The 17,623-nt window shown below is 64.7% G+C and carries 16 protein-coding genes; 11 read left to right on the top strand and 5 right to left on the bottom strand.

Going from position 1 to position 17,623, the window contains the following annotated elements:
• Nucleotides 1–93: 93 nt before the first annotated feature.
• Nucleotides 94–240, bottom strand: coding sequence for a hypothetical protein (locus ABIB90_RS09865; protein WP_219684372.1), 147 nt, complete (start codon nucleotides 238–240; stop codon nucleotides 94–96).
• Between the two features lie 173 nt (nucleotides 241–413).
• Here ABIB90_RS09865 and ABIB90_RS09860 point away from each other — a divergent pair, with 173 nt between their 5' ends.
• The 4 genes from ABIB90_RS09860 (at nucleotide 414) to hflX (ending at nucleotide 6,074) form a co-directional block, all read left to right on the top strand.
• Entirely contained in the window at nucleotides 414–2,807 is a 2,394-nt protein-coding gene (locus ABIB90_RS09860) for a sensor histidine kinase (RefSeq protein ID WP_035992680.1), read from the top strand.
• A 15-nt stretch (nucleotides 2,808–2,822) separates the two neighbouring features.
• Nucleotides 2,823–4,193: a nitrogen assimilation response regulator NtrX gene (ntrX, locus tag ABIB90_RS09855; protein ID WP_007591127.1), complete on the top strand. Its 1,371-nt coding sequence runs from the start codon at nucleotides 2,823–2,825 to the stop codon at nucleotides 4,191–4,193.
• Between the two features lie 238 nt (nucleotides 4,194–4,431).
• Nucleotides 4,432–4,680 (top strand): RNA chaperone Hfq, encoded by a 249-nt coding sequence (gene hfq / locus ABIB90_RS09850; protein WP_007591126.1) that lies wholly within the window; start codon nucleotides 4,432–4,434, stop codon nucleotides 4,678–4,680.
• An 11-nt stretch (nucleotides 4,681–4,691) separates the two neighbouring features.
• The gene (hflX, locus tag ABIB90_RS09845; RefSeq protein WP_007591124.1) at nucleotides 4,692–6,074 is read left to right on the top strand and encodes a GTPase HflX; all 1,383 of its coding nucleotides are present in this window, start codon (nucleotides 4,692–4,694) and stop codon (nucleotides 6,072–6,074) included.
• A gap of 190 nt (nucleotides 6,075–6,264) precedes the next feature.
• Here hflX and mazG read toward each other — a convergent pair whose 3' ends face one another.
• Nucleotides 6,265–7,125: a nucleoside triphosphate pyrophosphohydrolase gene (mazG, locus tag ABIB90_RS09840; RefSeq protein ID WP_007591123.1), complete on the bottom strand. Its 861-nt coding sequence runs from the start codon at nucleotides 7,123–7,125 to the stop codon at nucleotides 6,265–6,267.
• A gap of 139 nt (nucleotides 7,126–7,264) precedes the next feature.
• Here mazG and queC point away from each other — a divergent pair, with 139 nt between their 5' ends.
• Complete coding sequence (queC, locus tag ABIB90_RS09835; protein ID WP_354200672.1) at nucleotides 7,265–7,978, top strand: 7-cyano-7-deazaguanine synthase QueC; 714 nt, start codon at nucleotides 7,265–7,267, stop codon at nucleotides 7,976–7,978.
• A 158-nt stretch (nucleotides 7,979–8,136) separates the two neighbouring features.
• On the opposite strand, the gene ABIB90_RS09830 is transcribed toward queC, so the two are convergent.
• Genes ABIB90_RS09830 through nthA form a run of 3 tightly spaced genes read right to left on the bottom strand, consistent with a single transcriptional unit; the run spans nucleotide 8,137 to nucleotide 9,799 of the window.
• Nucleotides 8,137–8,517 carry a nitrile hydratase accessory protein gene (locus tag ABIB90_RS09830; RefSeq protein ID WP_007591121.1) on the bottom strand — a complete coding sequence of 127 codons (381 nt, stop codon included), beginning with the start codon at nucleotides 8,515–8,517 and terminating at the stop codon, nucleotides 8,137–8,139.
• The gene (gene nthB / locus ABIB90_RS09825; RefSeq protein WP_354200671.1) at nucleotides 8,517–9,176 is read right to left on the bottom strand and encodes a nitrile hydratase subunit beta; all 660 of its coding nucleotides are present in this window, start codon (nucleotides 9,174–9,176) and stop codon (nucleotides 8,517–8,519) included. Before nthB ends, ABIB90_RS09830 begins: the two co-directional genes overlap by 1 nt.
• Entirely contained in the window at nucleotides 9,173–9,799 is a 627-nt protein-coding gene (nthA, locus tag ABIB90_RS09820; RefSeq protein ID WP_007591118.1) for a nitrile hydratase subunit alpha, read from the bottom strand. The genes nthB and nthA overlap by 4 nt, the downstream gene beginning before the upstream one ends.
• Before the next feature lie 62 nt (nucleotides 9,800–9,861).
• Between nthA and ABIB90_RS09815 the strand changes: the two genes are divergently transcribed.
• The 6 genes from ABIB90_RS09815 to ABIB90_RS09790 all read left to right on the top strand — a co-directional run bounded on the left by ABIB90_RS09815 (nucleotide 9,862) and on the right by ABIB90_RS09790 (nucleotide 17,617).
• Nucleotides 9,862–10,620, top strand: coding sequence for a PA4824 family protein (locus ABIB90_RS09815; RefSeq protein ID WP_354160704.1), 759 nt, complete (start codon nucleotides 9,862–9,864; stop codon nucleotides 10,618–10,620).
• Nucleotides 10,621–10,653: 33 nt separating this feature from the next.
• Complete coding sequence (locus ABIB90_RS09810; RefSeq protein WP_354200670.1) at nucleotides 10,654–11,460, top strand: enoyl-CoA hydratase/isomerase family protein; 807 nt, start codon at nucleotides 10,654–10,656, stop codon at nucleotides 11,458–11,460.
• 114 nt (nucleotides 11,461–11,574) lie between these two features.
• Entirely contained in the window at nucleotides 11,575–13,047 is a 1,473-nt protein-coding gene (locus tag ABIB90_RS09805) for a DASS family sodium-coupled anion symporter (RefSeq protein ID WP_354200669.1), read from the top strand.
• A 230-nt stretch (nucleotides 13,048–13,277) separates the two neighbouring features.
• Nucleotides 13,278–14,459, top strand: coding sequence for a methionine ABC transporter ATP-binding protein (locus ABIB90_RS09800; RefSeq protein WP_354200668.1), 1,182 nt, complete (start codon nucleotides 13,278–13,280; stop codon nucleotides 14,457–14,459).
• Nucleotides 14,449–15,114 carry a methionine ABC transporter permease gene (locus ABIB90_RS09795; RefSeq protein ID WP_219684292.1) on the top strand — a complete coding sequence of 222 codons (666 nt, stop codon included), beginning with the start codon at nucleotides 14,449–14,451 and terminating at the stop codon, nucleotides 15,112–15,114. Before ABIB90_RS09800 ends, ABIB90_RS09795 begins: the two co-directional genes overlap by 11 nt.
• Before the next feature lie 514 nt (nucleotides 15,115–15,628).
• On the top strand, nucleotides 15,629–17,617 hold the full coding sequence (locus ABIB90_RS09790) for a TonB-dependent siderophore receptor (RefSeq protein ID WP_354200680.1): 1,989 nt from the start codon (nucleotides 15,629–15,631) through the stop codon (nucleotides 17,615–17,617).
• The last annotated feature ends 6 nt before the right edge of the window (nucleotides 17,618–17,623 follow it).

Raw genomic sequence — 17,623 nt, 5'->3', positions numbered from 1 at the left:
GTGGCTGACGCGGTGAGCAGAAGTCCTGATCGGACTGAAATGTTCCGCCGGAACATTCAAATGGTCATTCAGCCGCGGGACGCGGCCTCACACCTATCTGACAAATCGGCCTGATACCTGTATCGCGCTGGCGACGTTCGCATTGGGCTCCTGCACCCCGACACCATTGACCAGCAGGTCGGCCGCCACGATCAGCAGCAGCACGGCCGACACCATCATTGCGAGAAAGAACCTGTGCATCCCCGTCAAGCCGCTGGGGCCGGGATGCGTTCCCGCCCTCCGGCATGTCGCTGTGGATGCGCGGGTCAGTCGCGGCGTGGGCGCCGCGGAATTGTCGCAATTCGGCAACAATGTGGTACGAATACATCAGTATCCGCCCGCCGCGGACCCCGTTTTCAGCACCCATTGCCGGAATGACCAGCGCAGACACCTCGGCCGCATCCTTTGACACGGCCCCAGCGGAAGAGCCCCGGCGTTGGTCGGCGCGACGCTGGCTGGCGCCGTTCGCCGTGGCGTTGGCCCTGCTGTCGGCCTGCCTGACGTTCCTGGTCCTGACCGGCCTCACGTCGATCGAACCGACCCCTGCGGTTGTCCGCTCGTTCTATCTGATCAATGCGGCCACGATCCTGCTGCTGGTCGGCATCATCATCCGCGAACTCTGGCAGCTGATCCTGGCGCGACGGCGGGGTAGGGCGGCGGCGCGCCTCCATGTCCAGATCGTCAGCCTGTTCTCGATCGTGGCGGTGCTGCCGGCGGTGCTGGTCGCCGTCGTCGCCAACGTCACCATCGAGCGCGGCCTCGACCGCCTGTTCTCCGGCCCGACCAAGGAGGTGATCCAGAATTCGCTGACGATCGCGCGCGCCTACATGCAGGACCACGCGCAGCTGATCCGGGGCGACATTCTCGGCATGGCCAACGACATCGCCCACGCCCGGCCGCTCTACGACCAGGATCGCCGCTCGTTTCGCGAATTGCTGACGTCCAGCGCCGCCTCGCGCAACCTGCCGGGCGCGATGATCATCGACAAGAACACCAACATTCTCGAATCCGCCGACACCGGCATGCGGCTGGCCTATTCGCCGCCGGCACCGGACTTCCTCAGCAACGTCAACGAATCCGAGCCCGAAATCGCGGTGCTGCCCGATGCGAGCTTCGTCGCCGCGGTGGTCCGCTTGCGCGCCTTCAGCGACACCTTCCTCTACGTCGCGCGGCCGCTCGATCCGAATGTCGTCAACCAGCTCAAGCAGACCGAGGTCAGCGTCGCCGAATACGCCCAGATCGAGTCGCGCCGGCTCGGCATCCAGGTCGCGTTCGCACTGATGTTCGCGGTGATCGCGCTGACCATCCTGATGGCCTCGGTGCTGATCGGCCTCAACTTCGCCAACTCGCTGGTCTCGCCGATCCGGCGGCTGATGAACGCGGCCCAGACGGTGTCGACGGGCGATCTCCACGTGAAAGTGCCGGTGCACCAGTCGGAAGGCGACCTCGCCCAGCTGGGTGAGACCTTCAACAAGATGACGGAGGAGTTGCGCAGCCAGCGCGACGAGCTCGTCAACGCCAGCGACCTCATCGACAGCCGCCGCCGCTTCATCGAGGCGGTGCTGTCGTCCGCGAGCGCCGGCATCATCGGCGTAGATAATTCAGGCAGCGTCGGCATTCTCAACCGTTCCGCCGAAAAGCTGATCGGGCACTCCGAAGCCGAGACGCTCGGCCATCCGCTCTCCGACGTGCTGCCCGAGCTCGAAGAGATGATGAAGAGCGCGCGGGAAGGGACCCAGCGCCTGGTGCAGGGGCAGATCACGATCACGCGGGACGGGCAGGAACGCAATCTGTCGGTTCGCGTCAGCGCCGAGAAGACCAGCCAGCCGCACGACAGCTACATCATCACGCTCGACGACATCACCGAGCTGGTCTCGGCGCAACGCACCTCGGCCTGGGGCGACGTCGCGCGCCGCATCGCGCACGAGATCAAGAACCCGCTGACCCCGATCCAGCTCTCCGCCGAGCGCATTCGCCGCAAATTCGGCAAGGACATCACCGAGGGCAAGGACAAGCAGATCTTCGAACAGTGCACCGACACCATCGTGCGTCAGGTCGACGATATCCGCCGCATGGTCGACGAGTTCTCGCGCTTTGCGCGGATGCCGAAGCCGGTGATGGAGGGTGAGGATGTCGCCGACGCAGTGCGGCAGGCGGTGTTCCTGATGAAGGTCGCCCACCCCGAGATCGATATCGAGGCCGAGTTCAAGGAAGATCCGCTGCGCGCCCAGTTCGACCGGCGGCTGATCTCGCAGGCGGTCACCAACATTGTCAAGAACGCCACCGAGGCGATCGAGCAGGTCCCCCTGGAGGAGCTCGGCAAAGGCCGGATCGACGTCGTAGTCTCGCGCGAGGGCGAGGACGTTCTGATCGACGTCGTCGACAACGGTATTGGCCTGCCCAAGGTGGCGCGCTCGCGCCTGCTCGAGCCCTATGTGACGACACGCGCCAAGGGCACCGGCCTTGGGCTCGCGATCGTCGGGCGCGTGCTGGAAGACCATGGCGGCCGCATCGAGCTGAAGGATGCCTCGGATTTCCGCGAGGGCCAGCGTGGCGCCTGGATGCGGATGCGTTTTGCGATCTCCGGCGCTCCCGCGAAAAGCGAGGGGGCCGAACCGGCAGCCGAGGCAACGGCCAAGCCGGACATCGGCGAAACGGCCACGCAATCCGTCAAGGATCCGGAAACAAAACAGGCGGCCGCCGAAACCAAAGAGCCGGCTGAAAAGACCAATGATTCAACGAAGATCGAAGCCTCAACAGGCAGCTGAGAAAACAGGCGACACATGGCAAGTGAAATTCTGATTGTCGATGATGAGGCCGATATTCGGGATCTCGTTGCGGGCATCCTCGAAGACGAGGGCTTCGTGACCCGGACCGCGCGCGACAGCGATACGGCGCTCGCCGAGATCGCCAACCGCAGGCCGCATCTGGTGTTCCTCGACATCTGGCTGCAGGGCTCCAAGCTCGACGGCTTGCAGCTCTTGGAGCAGGTCAAGAAGGACAACCCCGATCTGCCGGTCGTGATGATTTCCGGCCACGGCAACATCGAGACCGCGGTCGCCGCGATCAAGCGTGGCGCCTACGACTTCATCGAGAAGCCGTTCAAGACCGACCGGCTGATCCTGGTCGCCAACCGTGCACTTGAGAACTCGCGGCTCAAGCGCGAGGTCAAGGAGCTGAAGCAGCTCGCGCCGAGCGCAAGCTCGCTGGTCGGCCGCTCGCCCAGCATGAACCAGCTGCGCCAGACCATCGAGCGTGCGGCCAAGGCCAACAGCCGCATCCTGATCGTTGGCCCCGCCGGCGCCGGCAAGGAACTAACCGCCCGCACGTTGCACACGGCCTCGGGCCGCGCCGACGGCCCCTTCGTCGTCATCAACGCCGCTGCGATCACGCCCGAGCGGATGGAGCACGAGCTGTTCGGCATCGAGCAGTCCAACGGCGAGCACGCGCGCAAGCCCGGCGCGCTCGAAGAGGCCCACGGCGGCACGCTGTTCATCGACGAGATCGCGGACATGCCGCGCGAGACCCAGAACAAGATCTTGCGCGTGCTGGTCGAGCAGTCGTTCCAGCGCGTCGGCGGCAACGGCAAGGTGCAGGTCGACGTCCGCATCATTTCCTCCACCGCGCGCAACCTCGAAGAGGAAATCGCGGCCGGGCATTTCCGCGAAGACCTCTATCACCGGCTCTCGGTGGTGCCGATCCGCGTGCCCGCGCTGTCGGAGCGGCGTGAGGACATTCCGGAATTGATCGACTACTTCATGGAGCAGATCTCGGCAGGCAGCGGCCTGCCCAAGCGGCAGATCGGCCAGGACGCGATGGCGGTGCTGCAGTCGCATGTCTGGCCGGGCAATGTGCGCCAGCTCCGCAACAACGTTGAGAGAGTCATGATTCTGGCCGCGGGCGGGCCGGAGGTCATCATCACCGCCGACATGCTGCCGCAGGACGTCGGCTCCATGGTGCCGGCGATGCCGACCAGCAACAATGGCGAGCACATCATGGGCCTGCCGCTGCGCGAAGCGCGCGAAGTGTTCGAGCGCGACTATTTGATTGCACAGATCAGCCGTTTTTCAGGAAATATTTCTCGCACGGCCGAGTTTGTTGGCATGGAACGCTCGGCACTGCACCGGAAGTTGAAGGCGCTCGGTGTCGGCTAACGCTGCAACGTCATTGGAATAGGCGAGGAAAATCATCGATTTCCGTAGTTTTTCGGGGCCATACGGCGTGGGCTGCCGCGTGAAGCGGCTTGCCTAATAAGCCTACCTGTCCTCTAATTGAACCGCTGTCCCTCCGAGGGGGATCTCATGAGGGACGGCAACCGGACGAGGACCCCGAATTATCAAAAGAGGGCCGCAACCGGCGCAATAAAAAGAAACTCAAAGCGAGAAAAAAACAATGGCGGCAGACCGCGCACAAAACCTGCAGGACACCTTCCTTAATCACGTTCGCAAAACCAAAACGCCACTGACGATCTTTCTGGTCAACGGAGTGAAGCTCCAGGGCATCGTGACCTGGTTCGACAATTTCTGTTTGCTGCTTCGGCGCGACGGTCACTCGCAGCTCGTCTACAAGCATGCGATCTCGACCATCATGCCGGGCGCTCCGATCCAGTTGTTCGAAGGCGGCGAGGACCAGCCGGCTTGAGAGTGATCTGATTGGAACCCCGGAATTTCGACGGGGATGTCGACCGTCCGCGGTCGGCAGGGGATAAGCAGACGGGGCGGGTGCTTGTCATCGGTCCCTATTTGCGGGTGCGCGCAGGCAATGCCGACGCGCAATCGGAAGCTCATGTCCTGCGTGACGCGGAAGCCCGGCTCGACGAAGCCGCCGGCCTCGCACGCGCGATTGATCTCGTCGTTGCCGACGCAATCATCGCGCCGATCAGCCAGATCCGCCCCGCGACCTATATCGGCAAGGGCAAGGTCGAGGAGATCGCCGCGCTCGCCAAGGGCCTCGATGTCGAGCTCGTGGTGATGGATTGCGCGCTTGCGCCAATCCAGCAGCGCAATCTCGAGAAGGAGCTGCAGGCAAAGGTGCTCGACCGCACCGGCCTCATCCTGGAAATCTTCGGCCGCCGCGCCAAGACCAAGGAAGGCTCGCTCCAGGTCGAGCTCGCGCACCTCAACTACCAACGTTCGCGCCTGGTGCGCTCATGGACCCATCTCGAACGCCAGCGCGGCGGCTTTGGATTCATGGGGGGTCCCGGCGAGACCCAGATCGAAGCCGACCGCCGCCTGATCCAGGAGCGCATCTCCAAGCTCGAGGGCGAACTGAAGAAGGTGCAGGCCACACGCCGCCTGCATCGCGCAGGCCGCCAGCGCGTCCCGTATCGCGTGGTCGCACTGGTCGGCTACACCAACGCCGGCAAGTCGACGCTGTTCAACCGCCTGACCCGCGCCGACGTGCAGGCCGCCGACATGCTGTTCGCCACGCTCGATCCGACCCTGCGCGCGCTCACCCTGCCGCATGGCGGCAAGGCGATGCTGTCGGACACCGTCGGTTTCATCTCCAATTTGCCGACGCAGCTCGTCGCCGCCTTCCGCGCCACGCTGGAGGAGGTGCTGGAAGCCGACGTCATCCTGCACGTGCGCGACATCTCGCACGACGACGCCGAGGCGCAGCAGAGCGACGTCGACGCCGTGCTGCGCCAGCTCGGCATCAATCCCGATGATTCAGGCCGCATCATCGAGGTCTGGAACAAGATCGACCGTTATGGTCCCGAACAGCGCGAAGAACTTTTGAACATCGCCGCGCGCAGGCCGGAGGATCATCCGGCGATGCTGGTGTCCGCTGTGTCGGGCGAGGGGGTCGACGCACTGCTCGCCGCAATCGAGGAGCGCTTGGCGGCCAAGCGCATCACGCTCGATCTCTCGATCGATGCCTCCGACGGCGCCGGCATCAGCTGGCTGCATCGGAATTCCGAGGTGCTGGCGAAAGAGCTGCACGACGGCCGCTTCGACATGACGGTACGGGTGGACGAGACCAAGCGGGACATCGTGGTGAACAGGTTCGACGCCGTGCCGCGACTGTCCGCGTAGACGCCGTCGCCCGCCAGTGAGTTGAGCTAACTGCTGCCTCAAGCAACGCTGTCGTCCCGGACAAGCGTAAGCGCAGATCCGGGACCCATAACCACAAGCGGCTGGAATTGGCACGCTGGTAGCTCCAGCGTGGTTCAACAATGTGCATTCGGGGTAATGGGTCCTGGCTTTCGCCAGGACGACGCTCGAGCTAGGAGCGGGCTTGGTTGCTTTTCTCCGCCGGCGCAGCGCTTTTCGCCTCACCTTTCGCCTCATTCCACAGCGCGTCCATCTCCGCGAGCGATGCCTGCTCCAGCGTCCGCCCCTGCGCCTCCAGCGCCCGCTCGATATAGGCAAAACGCCGCTCGAACTTCGCGTTGGTCGCGCGGAGCGCGGCTTCCGGATCTGCATCGACATGGCGGGCGAGATTGACCAGCGCGAACATCAGGTCGCCGGTCTCTTCCGCCAAGCCCTCGCTGTCGTTGCGGTCGAGTGCTGCCTCGATCTCATCGGCTTCCTCGCGGATTTTTGCCAGCACCGCGCGCGGATCGTTCCAGTCGAAGCCGACGGTGGAGGCCTTGCGCTGCAGCTCCATGGCGCGCGTCAGGGCGGGCTGGCCGGCCTTGACGCCCGAGAGCAATGATTTGTGCGGCGGCATTTGTTCCGGCGGCCGGCGCGCGGCGCGCTCGGCTTTCTCCTCGGCCTTGATGCGATCCCAGACTTCCTTGACGTGGGAGGAGGCGAGGTTGCCGTCCTTGTCGGCGAAAACGTGAGGATGGCGCCGGATCATTTTTCGCGTGATGGCCTCGACGACATCGCCAAAAGCAAAGGCGTTCTGCTCCGACGCCATCTGGGCGTGGAAGACGACCTGGAGCAGCAGGTCGCCGAGCTCCTCGCAGAGATCGTCGAGATCGCCGCGGCTGATGGCCTCGACTACCTCATAGGCTTCCTCAATCGTATAGGGCGCGATGGTCGCAAAATTCTGCTCGAGGTCCCAGGGGCAGCCGGTCACCGGCGTGCGCAGCGCCGCCATGATCTCGATCAGGCGGGAAATGTCGCGGGAAGGGGTCATTGCGGGGCAGTCTCCTGGCTCTCAAGCCTTATGCCAAAAGCGAGCCCCCGTTCCCAGCGTAGCGCGGCGGAACAGGGTGATTTCCACCGGTTGGCGGGCCGGATTGGCGAGCCGCGTGGGCAATGCTAAAGCGCGGGCCATGAGTGACGCATCTTCATCCGAAACCGCGCTGGTGCTGTTCTCCGGCGGCCAGGATTCCACCACCTGCCTCGCCTGGGCGCTGAATCGTTTTGCGCGCGTGGAGACGCTGGGGTTCGATTACGGCCAGCGCCACGCCATCGAGCTGGCCTGCCGCGACCGGCTGTTCGACGGCCTCAAGGGCCTGCGCGCGGATTGGGCTTCCAGGCTCGGCGAGAGCCACACGCTGTCGATCCCGACGCTGGCGGTCGTGTCCGAGACGGCGCTGACGCGCGACGTCGCGATTGCGATGGGCGCCGACGGCCTGCCGAACACGTTCGTGCCCGGGCGCAACCTGGTGTTCTTGACATTCGCCGCGGCGCTGGCTTACCGGCGCGGCATCAGTCACATCGTCGGCGGCATGTGCGAGACCGACTATTCCGGCTATCCCGATTGCCGCGACGACACCATCCGCGCCATGCAGGCCGCGCTGTCGCTCGGCATGGCCCGCAAGTTCGAGCTGCATACCCCGCTGATGTGGATCGACAAGGCCGCGACGTGGAGGCTCGCCCATGACCTCGGCGGCGACGGGCTGGTGGACCTCATCCGCGAGCAGTCGCACACCTGCTATCTCGGCGAACGCGGCGCGCAGCATGATTGGGGCTACGGTTGCGGCGAGTGCCCGGCCTGCAGCCTGCGGGCGAAGGGGTGGCGGGAGTATGTTGCGGGGCGGTGACGCCATAGACTCGGTGTCATTCCCCGCGAAAGCGGGTGATCCAGTACTCCGAGACGATAGTGATAATCGCGAGGCCGCGGCGTACTGGATTCCCCGCCTTCGCGGGGAATGACAGTGTTGGTTGGGGTGAGAGCCTACCCCGGCAACGCGCAAAGCGACTATTGCGCAAAATCCTCCGCCTTCAGCTCGATCGGCTTGCCGTGCGGCGTACGATCCGCCGCGTGATCCCACGCGTCGCGGTAGCGATGCAACGTCTCGGCAGACGCAACGCCCTTGCGCGCGACGAGACCTTCCAGCGTGGCGAGCCAATGGAGATAGTAGGTCTCGCCCGTATCGGGATCGCCGGCCGCCTGCGCGCGCTTGATCTCGGACGCCAGGGCTGCCGCCCATTCGGGCCAGGTGAACACGCCGCGCTCGTGCAGCGTCAGCGCCATCGCGAAGGCGTGCGCCTCCCACGGTGCGCGGAACACCGGACCGTCATCATCGCGCGGAATGCTCGGGATCGCTGCCGTCGCGGCAGCAGCAGCGGTGCTGCTCATCAGGCTGGGTCCAGATACGGCTCGAACGCATCGATCGAGACTTTCGAGGTTGGATCGCCATCCGCACCCCAGAGATCGCGGCCCTCGAACACGACCGTGTAGAGCCATTGCGGATTCTCGCCAAGCTCCATCGCCGCCGAGTCCGGAAACACGTGGCAGCCATGGTTCAGCTCGACGATTCCGACATGGCCACGCACATAGCGCGGCAGGCGGGTGTGGGTTGCGGGATGAATGTTCTTCGTACGAACCTTGTCGCCGATCTTGAATTTCGCCGGCGCCGGAGCAGGGCGGGCGAACTTGCCGCGCACCATGATGCGCTCGACCTGGCCGAGATCGAACTTGCCGTGCTTGAGCGCCTTGGCCGGCTGCACCGCATGGCCGGCGGCGACTTCCTCCCGGGTGAGATAGCCTTTCTCGATCAGCATCTCCTCGAGCCCGAGAAACCATTTCTTGTAATAGGAGCTCGAGAGATAGACATGCGGCGGGATCGTCTCGCGATAGAAGCGCGAGGTGTCGATGTTGAAGGCGCCGGCCGCGCCCATCGCACGCACCATGGCGAGAACACGCGACTCCCATTCCTCGTGGAACACCGGCTCGTTCGGCTCGGGCTCGACCTTGCCGAACCCATCCATGCCGCCCATGTCGTGCACGCCGTTCATGACGGCGCCCCGGGCGCCTTGGGAAAACCGGTGCCGATCATGGAATCGCGCGTGACCAGCTCGGCGAGCTGCTCCTCGCTCCAGCCGTCTGTGCCCGCGGGGCGCATCGGCAACACAAGAAAGCGCGTTTCGGCGGTCGAATCCCACACCCGGATTTCAACGTCCTTGGCGACCTGCACGCCGAAATCGGCGAGCACGCCGCGCGGGTCCTTCACCGCGCGTGAGCGATAGGGCGCGGCCTTGTACCAGACCGGCGGCAGCCCCAGCATTTCCCAGGGGTAGCAGGAGCACAGCGTGCACACGACCATGTTGTGACGCTGCGGCGTGTTCTCGACCACGACGAGGTGGTCGCCGACGCGGCTGACATGGCCGAGCGTGCCGATCGCCTTCGAGCCGTCCTCCAGCAGTGCCGTCTTGAACGCCGGATCGCTCCAGGCCTTGGCGACGACGCGCGCGCCGTTATGGGGGCCGATCCGGGTCTCATAGGCCTGGATGATGGCATCGAGCGCGGCCGGCTCGACATAGCCTTTTTCGGTCAGGATCGTCTCGAGCGCGCGCACGCGCAGCTCGGTCTCCGACAGCTCGGAATGGTCGTGATCGTGGTGATGATGATGGTCGCTCATAGGCCGAAGATAGTCCCAGAATCCGGGCGTTGTCGAGGCGAAGACTCTGCTAACATCGCGGCATGGGCTGGGCTGCAAGAACTGGGATAACCGCCGCAATCGCGGCTCTTGGTGCATTCGCGGCGCAGGATGCGCGCGCCGCGAATGGCGCCTATGCGGTCGATGCCGCCGACATTTCCGAGGTCGGCTCCTGCAAGGTGGAGAGCTGGATGTCGACGGCTTCCAACACGGATTTCTCGGCGGTCGCCAATCCCTCCTGTGTCGTCGATCCCTTCAGGCCGGTCGAGCTGAGCCTGCAGACCATCCGGGCCCGCAGCGATGGCGACTGGAGCACGACAATTGCTCCGAAAGCCAAGACGAATTTCGTCCCGACCGGAATTGGCCGGTGGGGATTGTCGGCCTATGGCGGCGGATCGTTCGACGCGGCGACCGGCGATGCGCTATCCGCCTTTGCCGTCGTCCCCGCGACCTTCCGCCTGTCGGAGACCATGCGCATCAACGTCAATGGCGGCTGGCTCTGGGATCGCACGGTGGATCGCCACTACCTGACCTACGGCATCGGCTTCGACTGGAAATTCACCGACACCTTGCAATGGACGATCGAGGCTTACGGGCAAGCCGGCGCCTCCGAGGTCGCAAGCGCCGTGCAGCCGCGTTTCCAGACCGGTGTCCGCTACCGACCGAACGAGATATTCTCCGTCGATGTGATCTACGGCCGCAACATCACCGGCGAAAATGCCAACTGGATCACCATCGGCACCACGATCCGGTTTCCGGTCCATGGAAGCGAACCCGAACATCGGCGTACCGGGCATCTGTGAGCGCCAGGAAGACCAAGACCAGGGGAGTTTGCGTTGCCTGACTATGTCAAGATCGAGAAGGGCCTCGGGCCGGAGGGGCGGATTGCGGTGGTGCGGTTCGACCGCGGCGACGGCATCAACGCGCTGTCGCCGGAGGCGCTGCGCCAGCTCACCGCGGCCGCGCGCAGTTTTGAGGATGACGCCGCGACCTCCGTCGTGGTGCTGACAGGCAGCGCGGACGCGTTCAGCGCCGGCTTCGACCTCAAGGATGCTGAAGGCCGCTCGCGCAAGGACATGGATCTCGGCACGCTGCGGCGGCATCTCAAGCTCGGACCGCGCCTGACCCACGCCTGGCAGGAGATGGAGCAGATCACGATCGCCGCCATCGAGGGCTTTTGCGTCGGCGGTGGCGTGGCGCTGGCCGTCGCGCTCGACTTTCGCGTCATGGGACGCGATGCCCATCTGCGCGTGCCCGAGATCGGGCTCGGCATGAACATGAGCTGGCAAAGCATTCCGCGCATGCTGCATCTGATCGGCCCGGCTCGCACCAAGCAGGCGGTGATCCTGGCCGATCAGCGCATCAGCGCGGATGAGGCCTATGAGTGGGGCCTGGTCGAGCAGGTGGTCGATCCCGGCCATGCGTTCGATGCCGCGATGGAGCTTGCGCGCAAGGTGGCAGCGCAGCCGCCGCTCTCCGTTGCCATGACGAAACTCACGGTCAACCGGCTGGCGCACGCGCTGGATAATCTCGCCAGCCACATGGACGTCGACCAGTTCGCCCTGGCAAGCCTCAGCGAGGACCACAAGGAGGGCGTCGAGGCGTTCCTGACGCGACGCAAACCGAAGTTCAGAGGGCGGTAGAAACAGGCTGGGGCCATTGATTGCGCCGCGGACTATCCGTATACGCGGCGCTGGGACAAAATAGGCCCGATCAACGGGCCGGCAAACGACAATGACGATCGAGGGGGAGGGCCAATGACCACTAGCTCGCAGGCGCCTGAGGCGAAAGGGTTTCGCTGGAAGCTGGTCGCGCCGCTCGCGGTGTGGCTGGTGATCTATCTGTTTCCGGTGCCGGCAGGGCTCAACGTCAATCAGTGGCACTATTTTGCCGTCTTCGCGGCCGTCATCACCGGGCTCATCCTGGAATCGATGCCGGTGGGCGCGGTCGGCCTGATCGGGCTGACGGTTGCCGGCGTCGGCGGTTATATCGATCCCGATCCGACCAAGTCGCTGCGCTGGATGCTGGCGGGCTTTGCCGAGAGCACGGTGTGGCTGATCGTCGGCGCCTTCGTGTTCTCGATCGGCTATCGCAAAAGCCAGCTGGGCCGGCGTATTGCACTCGTGCTGGTGCAAAAGCTCGGCAGCAACACGCTCGGCCTCGGCTATGCGGTGGCGATATCGGACTTCTTGCTGGCGCCGGCGACACCGTCCAACACCGCGCGCAGCGGCGGCATCGTCTATCCCATCATCAGCAACATCCCGCGCATCTACGGCTCCGAGCCTGGACCGACCGCCGGCAAGATCGGCACCTACGTGATGTGGACCGCGTTCGCGTCGACTGCCGTCACCAGCTCATTGTTTTTCACCGCGCTCGCACCCAATGCGGCGGCGCTGGCCATCGCCAAGAAGACCGTCGGAATCGACGTCAGCTGGGCGCAATGGTTCTTGGGCTTTGCGCCGCTCGGCCTCCTCCTGATGGCGCTGGTCCCACTGCTCAGCTACGCGGTCTGCCGCCCCGAGGTGAAGAGCAGCCCGGAAATTTCCGAATGGGCATCGAAGGAGCTCGCGGAGATGGGCCCGATGTCGCGCAACGAATGGATCATGCTGACGCTGATCTTGCTCGCGATGTTCCTGTGGATCGCGGGCTCGAGCCCGGACATCCGCGTGCCGCTTCTGGGCTCGAATTTCGTCAACGCCACCACCGTCGTGTTCATCGTGATCTCGCTGATGCTGGTGACGGGCGTGATCGAGTTTGCCGACATCGTCGCGGAGAAGAGCGCCTGGGAGGTGTTCTTCTACTTCACCTCGCTGCTGACGCTGGCCTCGGGTCTCAACGAGATCGGCTTCATCAAATGGTTCGCCACCGAATATGCAAAGCCGCTCGCCGGGCTGTCGCCGTCGACCGCGATGCTCCTGCTGGTCGCGCTGTTCTTCTGGATCCACTACTTCTTCTCGAGCATCACCTCGCATGCCGCCGCCGTGCTGCCCGTGGTGCTCGCGGTCGGATCCGGCATCCCCGACCTGCCGGTCACGACGCTCGCCATGCTCTGCATGTATTCGCTCGGCCTGATGGGCGTGATCTCGCCTTACGCCACGGGGCCGGCGCCGATGTATTTCGGTAGCGGTTATATCGGCAAGGGTCAGTTCTGGGGCTATGGGCTGATCTTCGGGATGCTCTATTTCGCAGGGCTCCTGCTGATCGTATGGCCCTGGCTGCGGGTCCACTGAGCCGGGCGCGAGGCCAATACGGCGGCAGATGAATTTTCTTCAGCGGGGAGACATTTGGAAAACTTCGTCCAACTCCCCACAAATATCTGACATTGCAAGAGTGACCTGAAAGGGCGATGGTGCCTGCTGCGGTGCAGCGCGCTCCAGCCGAGTCCTCGTCGCAGTTTCACTCTCCGTCGCTTGATGCGACCGGTTCCCGGATGCCCTAGGGGCAAGCGGAACTATTGTGCATGAAGGCCGCCTCCATGAACGTCCACCCGTCGCTCGCGATCGGACAGCCGATCGAACAGCTTGATGCGATCTCAGGTCGCGCGATCTCACGTCCCGCGATTTCACTTGCCGCGACTGCGCCCGACGCGATGGTCCGCTTCGAAGGCATCTCGAAAACCTATCCGGCCTATCGCGGCAAGCCCGGCGTCAATGCCCTGCAAAACATCGACTTCGCAATCCCGCGCGGTTCGATCACCGGCGTTATCGGTCGCTCCGGCGCCGGCAAATCGAGCCTGGTCCGGCTCATCAACGGCTTGGAGAGGCCGACCACCGGCCGCGTCGTCGTCGATAACAGAGACATCTCGGCGCTCACGGGCCGCGACTTGCGACTGGCGCAGCGCTCGATCGGCATGATCTTCCAGCACTTCAACCTGCTGTCCTCACGTACCGCAGCCGCCAACATCGCGCTGCCGCTGGAGATCGCCGGCTGGGCCAAGGCCGATATCCGCGCGCGCGTGGCCGAGCTGCTCGCGCTGGTCGGCATCGCCGACAAGCACGACCGCTACCCGTCCGAACTCTCCGGCGGCCAGAAGCAGCGCGTCGGCATTGCCCGCGCGCTCGCGACGCGGCCGAGCGTGCTGCTGTCGGACGAGGCGACCTCGGCGCTCGATCCGCAGACCACGCGGGCGATCCTCGATCTGCTCGTTAACATCAATCGCGAGCTGGGCGTGACCATCGTGCTGATCACCCACGAGATGTCCGTGGTGCGCCAGCTCGCGGGGAATGTCGTGGTGCTCGATGCCGGCCGCGTCGTCGAGAGCGGCCATGTCGCCGACATCTTTACCCATCCCAGGCATCCGATCACGCAATCCTTCCTGGCCGAAGCGATCGGCGACAGCCTGCCGGTGTCGCTGGCGAGCCGGATCGTTTCGGAGCCGCCTGCGGGCGGACAGGCCGTGATCCGCGTCCAGGTGCGCGGGGCAGGGGCCGGCGACACGCTGGTGGCGCGGCTCGCGCGCGAACTCGGCCTCGACGTGTCGCTGCTGTCGGCCCGCATCGACGAGATCGGCGGCCAGCATGTGGGCTCGCTGACGCTTGGTATCCCTCTCGGCATGTCCAGCGGCGAGGACGCGACGACGCGCACGCTGGCCTGGCTCTCACAATTTCAATTTCCCGCGGAGCGTCTCGGCTATGTCGCCTGAACTCATCAACCTGATCGTCCAGGCGACCGGCGAGAGCCTGTACATGGTCGGGCTCGCGGCGCTGATCGGCACCGCCTTCGGCCTGCCGCTCGGCGTCTTTCTCGCGACCAGCCGGAAAGGCGAGCTGTTCGCGGCGCCCGTCGTCAATCGCGTACTCGGCATCGTCGTCAACGCGACGCGGTCCACGCCTTTCATCATCCTGGTCGTCGCCATCATCCCGTTCACGCGGCTGGTGGCCGGCACCTCGATCGGATCGACGGCCGCGATCGTGCCGTTGACGATCGCATCGGCGCCGTTCATCGCGCGCCTGGTCGAGGCCGCGATCCGCGAGGTCGATGGCGGCCTGATCGAGACGGCATCCTCGTTCGGGGCCTCGCCGATGCAGATCGTGTTCAAGGTGCTGATCCCCGAAGCGCTGCCAGGTCTTCTGCTGGCGCTGACGCTCGCGGTGGTCAGCCTGCTCGGCTATTCCGCCATGGTCGGCGCCGTCGGAGGCGGGGGCCTGGGCGATCTCGGCATCCGCTACGGCTATCAGCGCTTCATGCCGGAGATGATGCTGGCCGTCGTCGTGGTGCTGATCGCGCTGGTGCAGCTCGTGCAGAGCGCCGGCGATTATCTCGCGCGCCGGGTCAATCGCCGTCTGCGACATCACTGACGCCGTTTTAGACATTTCGAACAAGCAGGTTCTTGTCGGTCTGGAAGCATTCCAAACTTCGAGACACGACTGAGCGCATTCGTCGCACGCGTTGCGCACGCGTCTGGAGAAATTCTAACGCAGTTCCTATCGCACTCCGAAATCGCCTGCGTTAGGGCGAGGCATCAAAAACGGTACCGGCGAAGCCGGCAGTGCGTGGGGCCTCGACGTGACCGACTTCCAACTTGTTTCGCGTTCTGACACGCGTCGTCGACAGATACAGATTCTCTTCCTCGGAGCGGCCAGCACATTTGCTCTCGTCATTCCCTTCGGTGCCGTGGAGGCGCAGACGCAGATCCCCGCCGTCACCGTCGACGCTCCGGCTCAGCGCGCCCGGCCTGCGGCGGTCGCTTCATCGCGAAGGTCAGGCGCGACACGCACCGCGCGCGCCGATCGTCGCTCTCCCGCGCAGCAAGCCGCGCCAACCCAATCGGCATCCTCGAACGGCGTCACGGGTGAACGCGCCAACGGTCCGGTGCGCGGTTTCGTTGCGACGCGCAGCGGCACCGCGACCAAGACGGATACGCCGCTGATCGAAACTCCGCAGTCCGTCTCCGTCGTCACGACCGACCAGGTCAGGAATCAGGGTGCGGTCTCGATCGGCGAGGCGTTGCGCTACACCGCCGGCGTCAGCGGCGACGTCAATGGCGGCTCCGACACCCGCTTCGGCGCCCTCCAGATCCGCGGCTTCGACACCACCATGTCGGGCCTCTATGTCGACGGATTGCGGATCCCCTCCAGCAATTACGTGCATTTCAACGGCCTCGATCCCTACGGCGCCGAGCGTCTCGAGATCCTCAAGGGCCCGTCATCGGCGATGTATGGCGGCAGCGGCACCGGCGGCATCCTCAACTACGTGACCAAGCTGCCGACGGCGCAGCAGTTCGGCGAAGTCTCGATCTCCGGCGGCAGCTTCAACCGCTACCAGGGCCAGTTCGACGTGGGCGGCCCCGCCAACAAGGACGGCACCGTGCTGTGGCGCCTGACCGGCGTGGTGCGCGACGGCGAGACCCAGGTCGACTTCACCAAGGACAACCGCGTCTTCATCGCGCCTGCTGTCACGTTCAAGCCGAACGAGGACACCACCATCACGATCCTCGCCAACTACCAGCGCGACCGGGCAGGGTGGGGCCTTCAGTTCCTGCCGGCCTCGGGCACGGTGTGGCCGAACAACGGCCGCACCATCCCTGTCTCGTTCTTCGCGGGCGTACCGAGCTTCAACGCCTTCAACACCGAAATCGCGACCGCCGGCTACCAGCTCTCGCACAATTTCACCGACAACATCACGTTCCGGCAGAATTTGCGTTACGCCTATCAGCACAATGAGGAGAAGGTGTTTTTTGGCGGAGGCTATACCGACGAGGCCGCTGGGCGGCTCGCGCGTTTCGGCAGCTACAGCAATTCGTACATCAACTCATTCGCGGTGGACAATCAGCTGCAGGGCAAGTTCACCACGGGCTTCCTCAGTCACACCACGCTGGTCGGCATCGACTATCGCAATACTGCGTTCCGCGACACCGCCTTTGCCGTCTCGACGTCGTTGCCGGAGATCAACGTCTTCAACCCGGTGTACAGCTACGACTGGACCATGGGCGCCATGAGCGACGACACCGGCGTCAAGCAGTCGCAGGTCGGTCTCTATGCGCAGGACCAGATCAAGCTCGGCCGGCTCTCGTTCCAGCTCGGTGGCCGCCAGGATTTCGTGACGACGCAGGTCGCCAGCGGAATCTTCAATACGTCGGTCTCGAAGGATGCGTCGGCCTTCACCGGCCGTGCCGCATTGATGTACAATTTCGACAACGGCATCGCGCCCTATTTCAGCTATTCGGAATCGTTCCTGCCGGTCCTTGCGACCGGCCCGAGCGGACAGCTGCTCAATCCCGAGACCGGCGTGCAGTACGAAGTGGGCGTCAAATACCAGCCGCCCGGCTGGAACGCGCTGTTCACCTTCGCCGCCTTCGACCTGACGCGCGACAACGTCGTCACCTTTGCGCCTCCGCTCAACATTGCCGAACAGACCGGCCAGGTAAAATCGCGCGGCCTCGAGCTCGAAGGCTCGATGTCGCTCGCCGACGGCTGGAACCTGCGCGCGGCCTACGCCTATATCGATGCCACGGTCACGCAGGATCCCGTCAATGTCGGCAAGGCGCCGGTCACCGTGCCGCTCAACCGCGCCTCGCTGTGGAACGACTACACGCTTCAGACCGGGCCGCTCGCGGGCCTGCAGTTCGGTGGCGGCCTCCGCTATGTCGGCGCGACCTGGGGCGATGACGCCAACACGTTCAAGGTCGGATCCTCGACCGTGCTGGACGCGCTGCTCGCCTACACAAGGGACAATTGGCGCCTCTCGCTGAACGTCACGAACCTCGCGGACACGCGCTATGTCGCCGCCTGCTACAGCCTGTCCGGCTGCTTCTACGCGGAGGGTCGCAAGGCCATCGGCAAGCTGACCTACCGCTGGTGAGTTGGG

Source organism: Bradyrhizobium sp. JR4.1, assembly GCF_040548605.1.
Lineage (GTDB): Bacteria > Pseudomonadota > Alphaproteobacteria > Rhizobiales > Xanthobacteraceae > Bradyrhizobium > Bradyrhizobium canariense.
Note: the sequence above shows the minus strand (reverse complement) of the source record. Positions and strands in the feature narration are given on the sequence as shown.

Excerpts from the sequence above, each read along its gene's own strand:
- ABIB90_RS09865 (WP_219684372.1), bottom strand. The coding sequence starts at position 240 with ATGCACAGGTTCTTTCTCGCAATGATGGTGTCGGCCGTGCTGCTGCTG.
- ABIB90_RS09860 (WP_035992680.1), top strand. The coding sequence starts at position 414 with ATGACCAGCGCAGACACCTCGGCCGCATCCTTTGACACGGCCCCAGCG.
- ntrX (WP_007591127.1), top strand. The coding sequence starts at position 2,823 with ATGGCAAGTGAAATTCTGATTGTCGATGATGAGGCCGATATTCGGGAT.
- hfq (WP_007591126.1), top strand. The coding sequence starts at position 4,432 with ATGGCGGCAGACCGCGCACAAAACCTGCAGGACACCTTCCTTAATCAC.
- mazG (WP_007591123.1), bottom strand. The coding sequence starts at position 7,125 with ATGACCCCTTCCCGCGACATTTCCCGCCTGATCGAGATCATGGCGGCG.
- queC (WP_354200672.1), top strand. The coding sequence starts at position 7,265 with ATGAGTGACGCATCTTCATCCGAAACCGCGCTGGTGCTGTTCTCCGGC.
- ABIB90_RS09830 (WP_007591121.1), bottom strand. The coding sequence starts at position 8,517 with ATGAGCAGCACCGCTGCTGCTGCCGCGACGGCAGCGATCCCGAGCATT.
- nthB (WP_354200671.1), bottom strand. The coding sequence starts at position 9,176 with ATGAACGGCGTGCACGACATGGGCGGCATGGATGGGTTCGGCAAGGTC.
- nthA (WP_007591118.1), bottom strand. The coding sequence starts at position 9,799 with ATGAGCGACCATCATCATCACCACGATCACGACCATTCCGAGCTGTCG.
- ABIB90_RS09815 (WP_354160704.1), top strand. The coding sequence starts at position 9,862 with ATGGGCTGGGCTGCAAGAACTGGGATAACCGCCGCAATCGCGGCTCTT.
- ABIB90_RS09805 (WP_354200669.1), top strand. The coding sequence starts at position 11,575 with ATGACCACTAGCTCGCAGGCGCCTGAGGCGAAAGGGTTTCGCTGGAAG.
- ABIB90_RS09800 (WP_354200668.1), top strand. The coding sequence starts at position 13,278 with ATGAAGGCCGCCTCCATGAACGTCCACCCGTCGCTCGCGATCGGACAG.
- ABIB90_RS09795 (WP_219684292.1), top strand. The coding sequence starts at position 14,449 with ATGTCGCCTGAACTCATCAACCTGATCGTCCAGGCGACCGGCGAGAGC.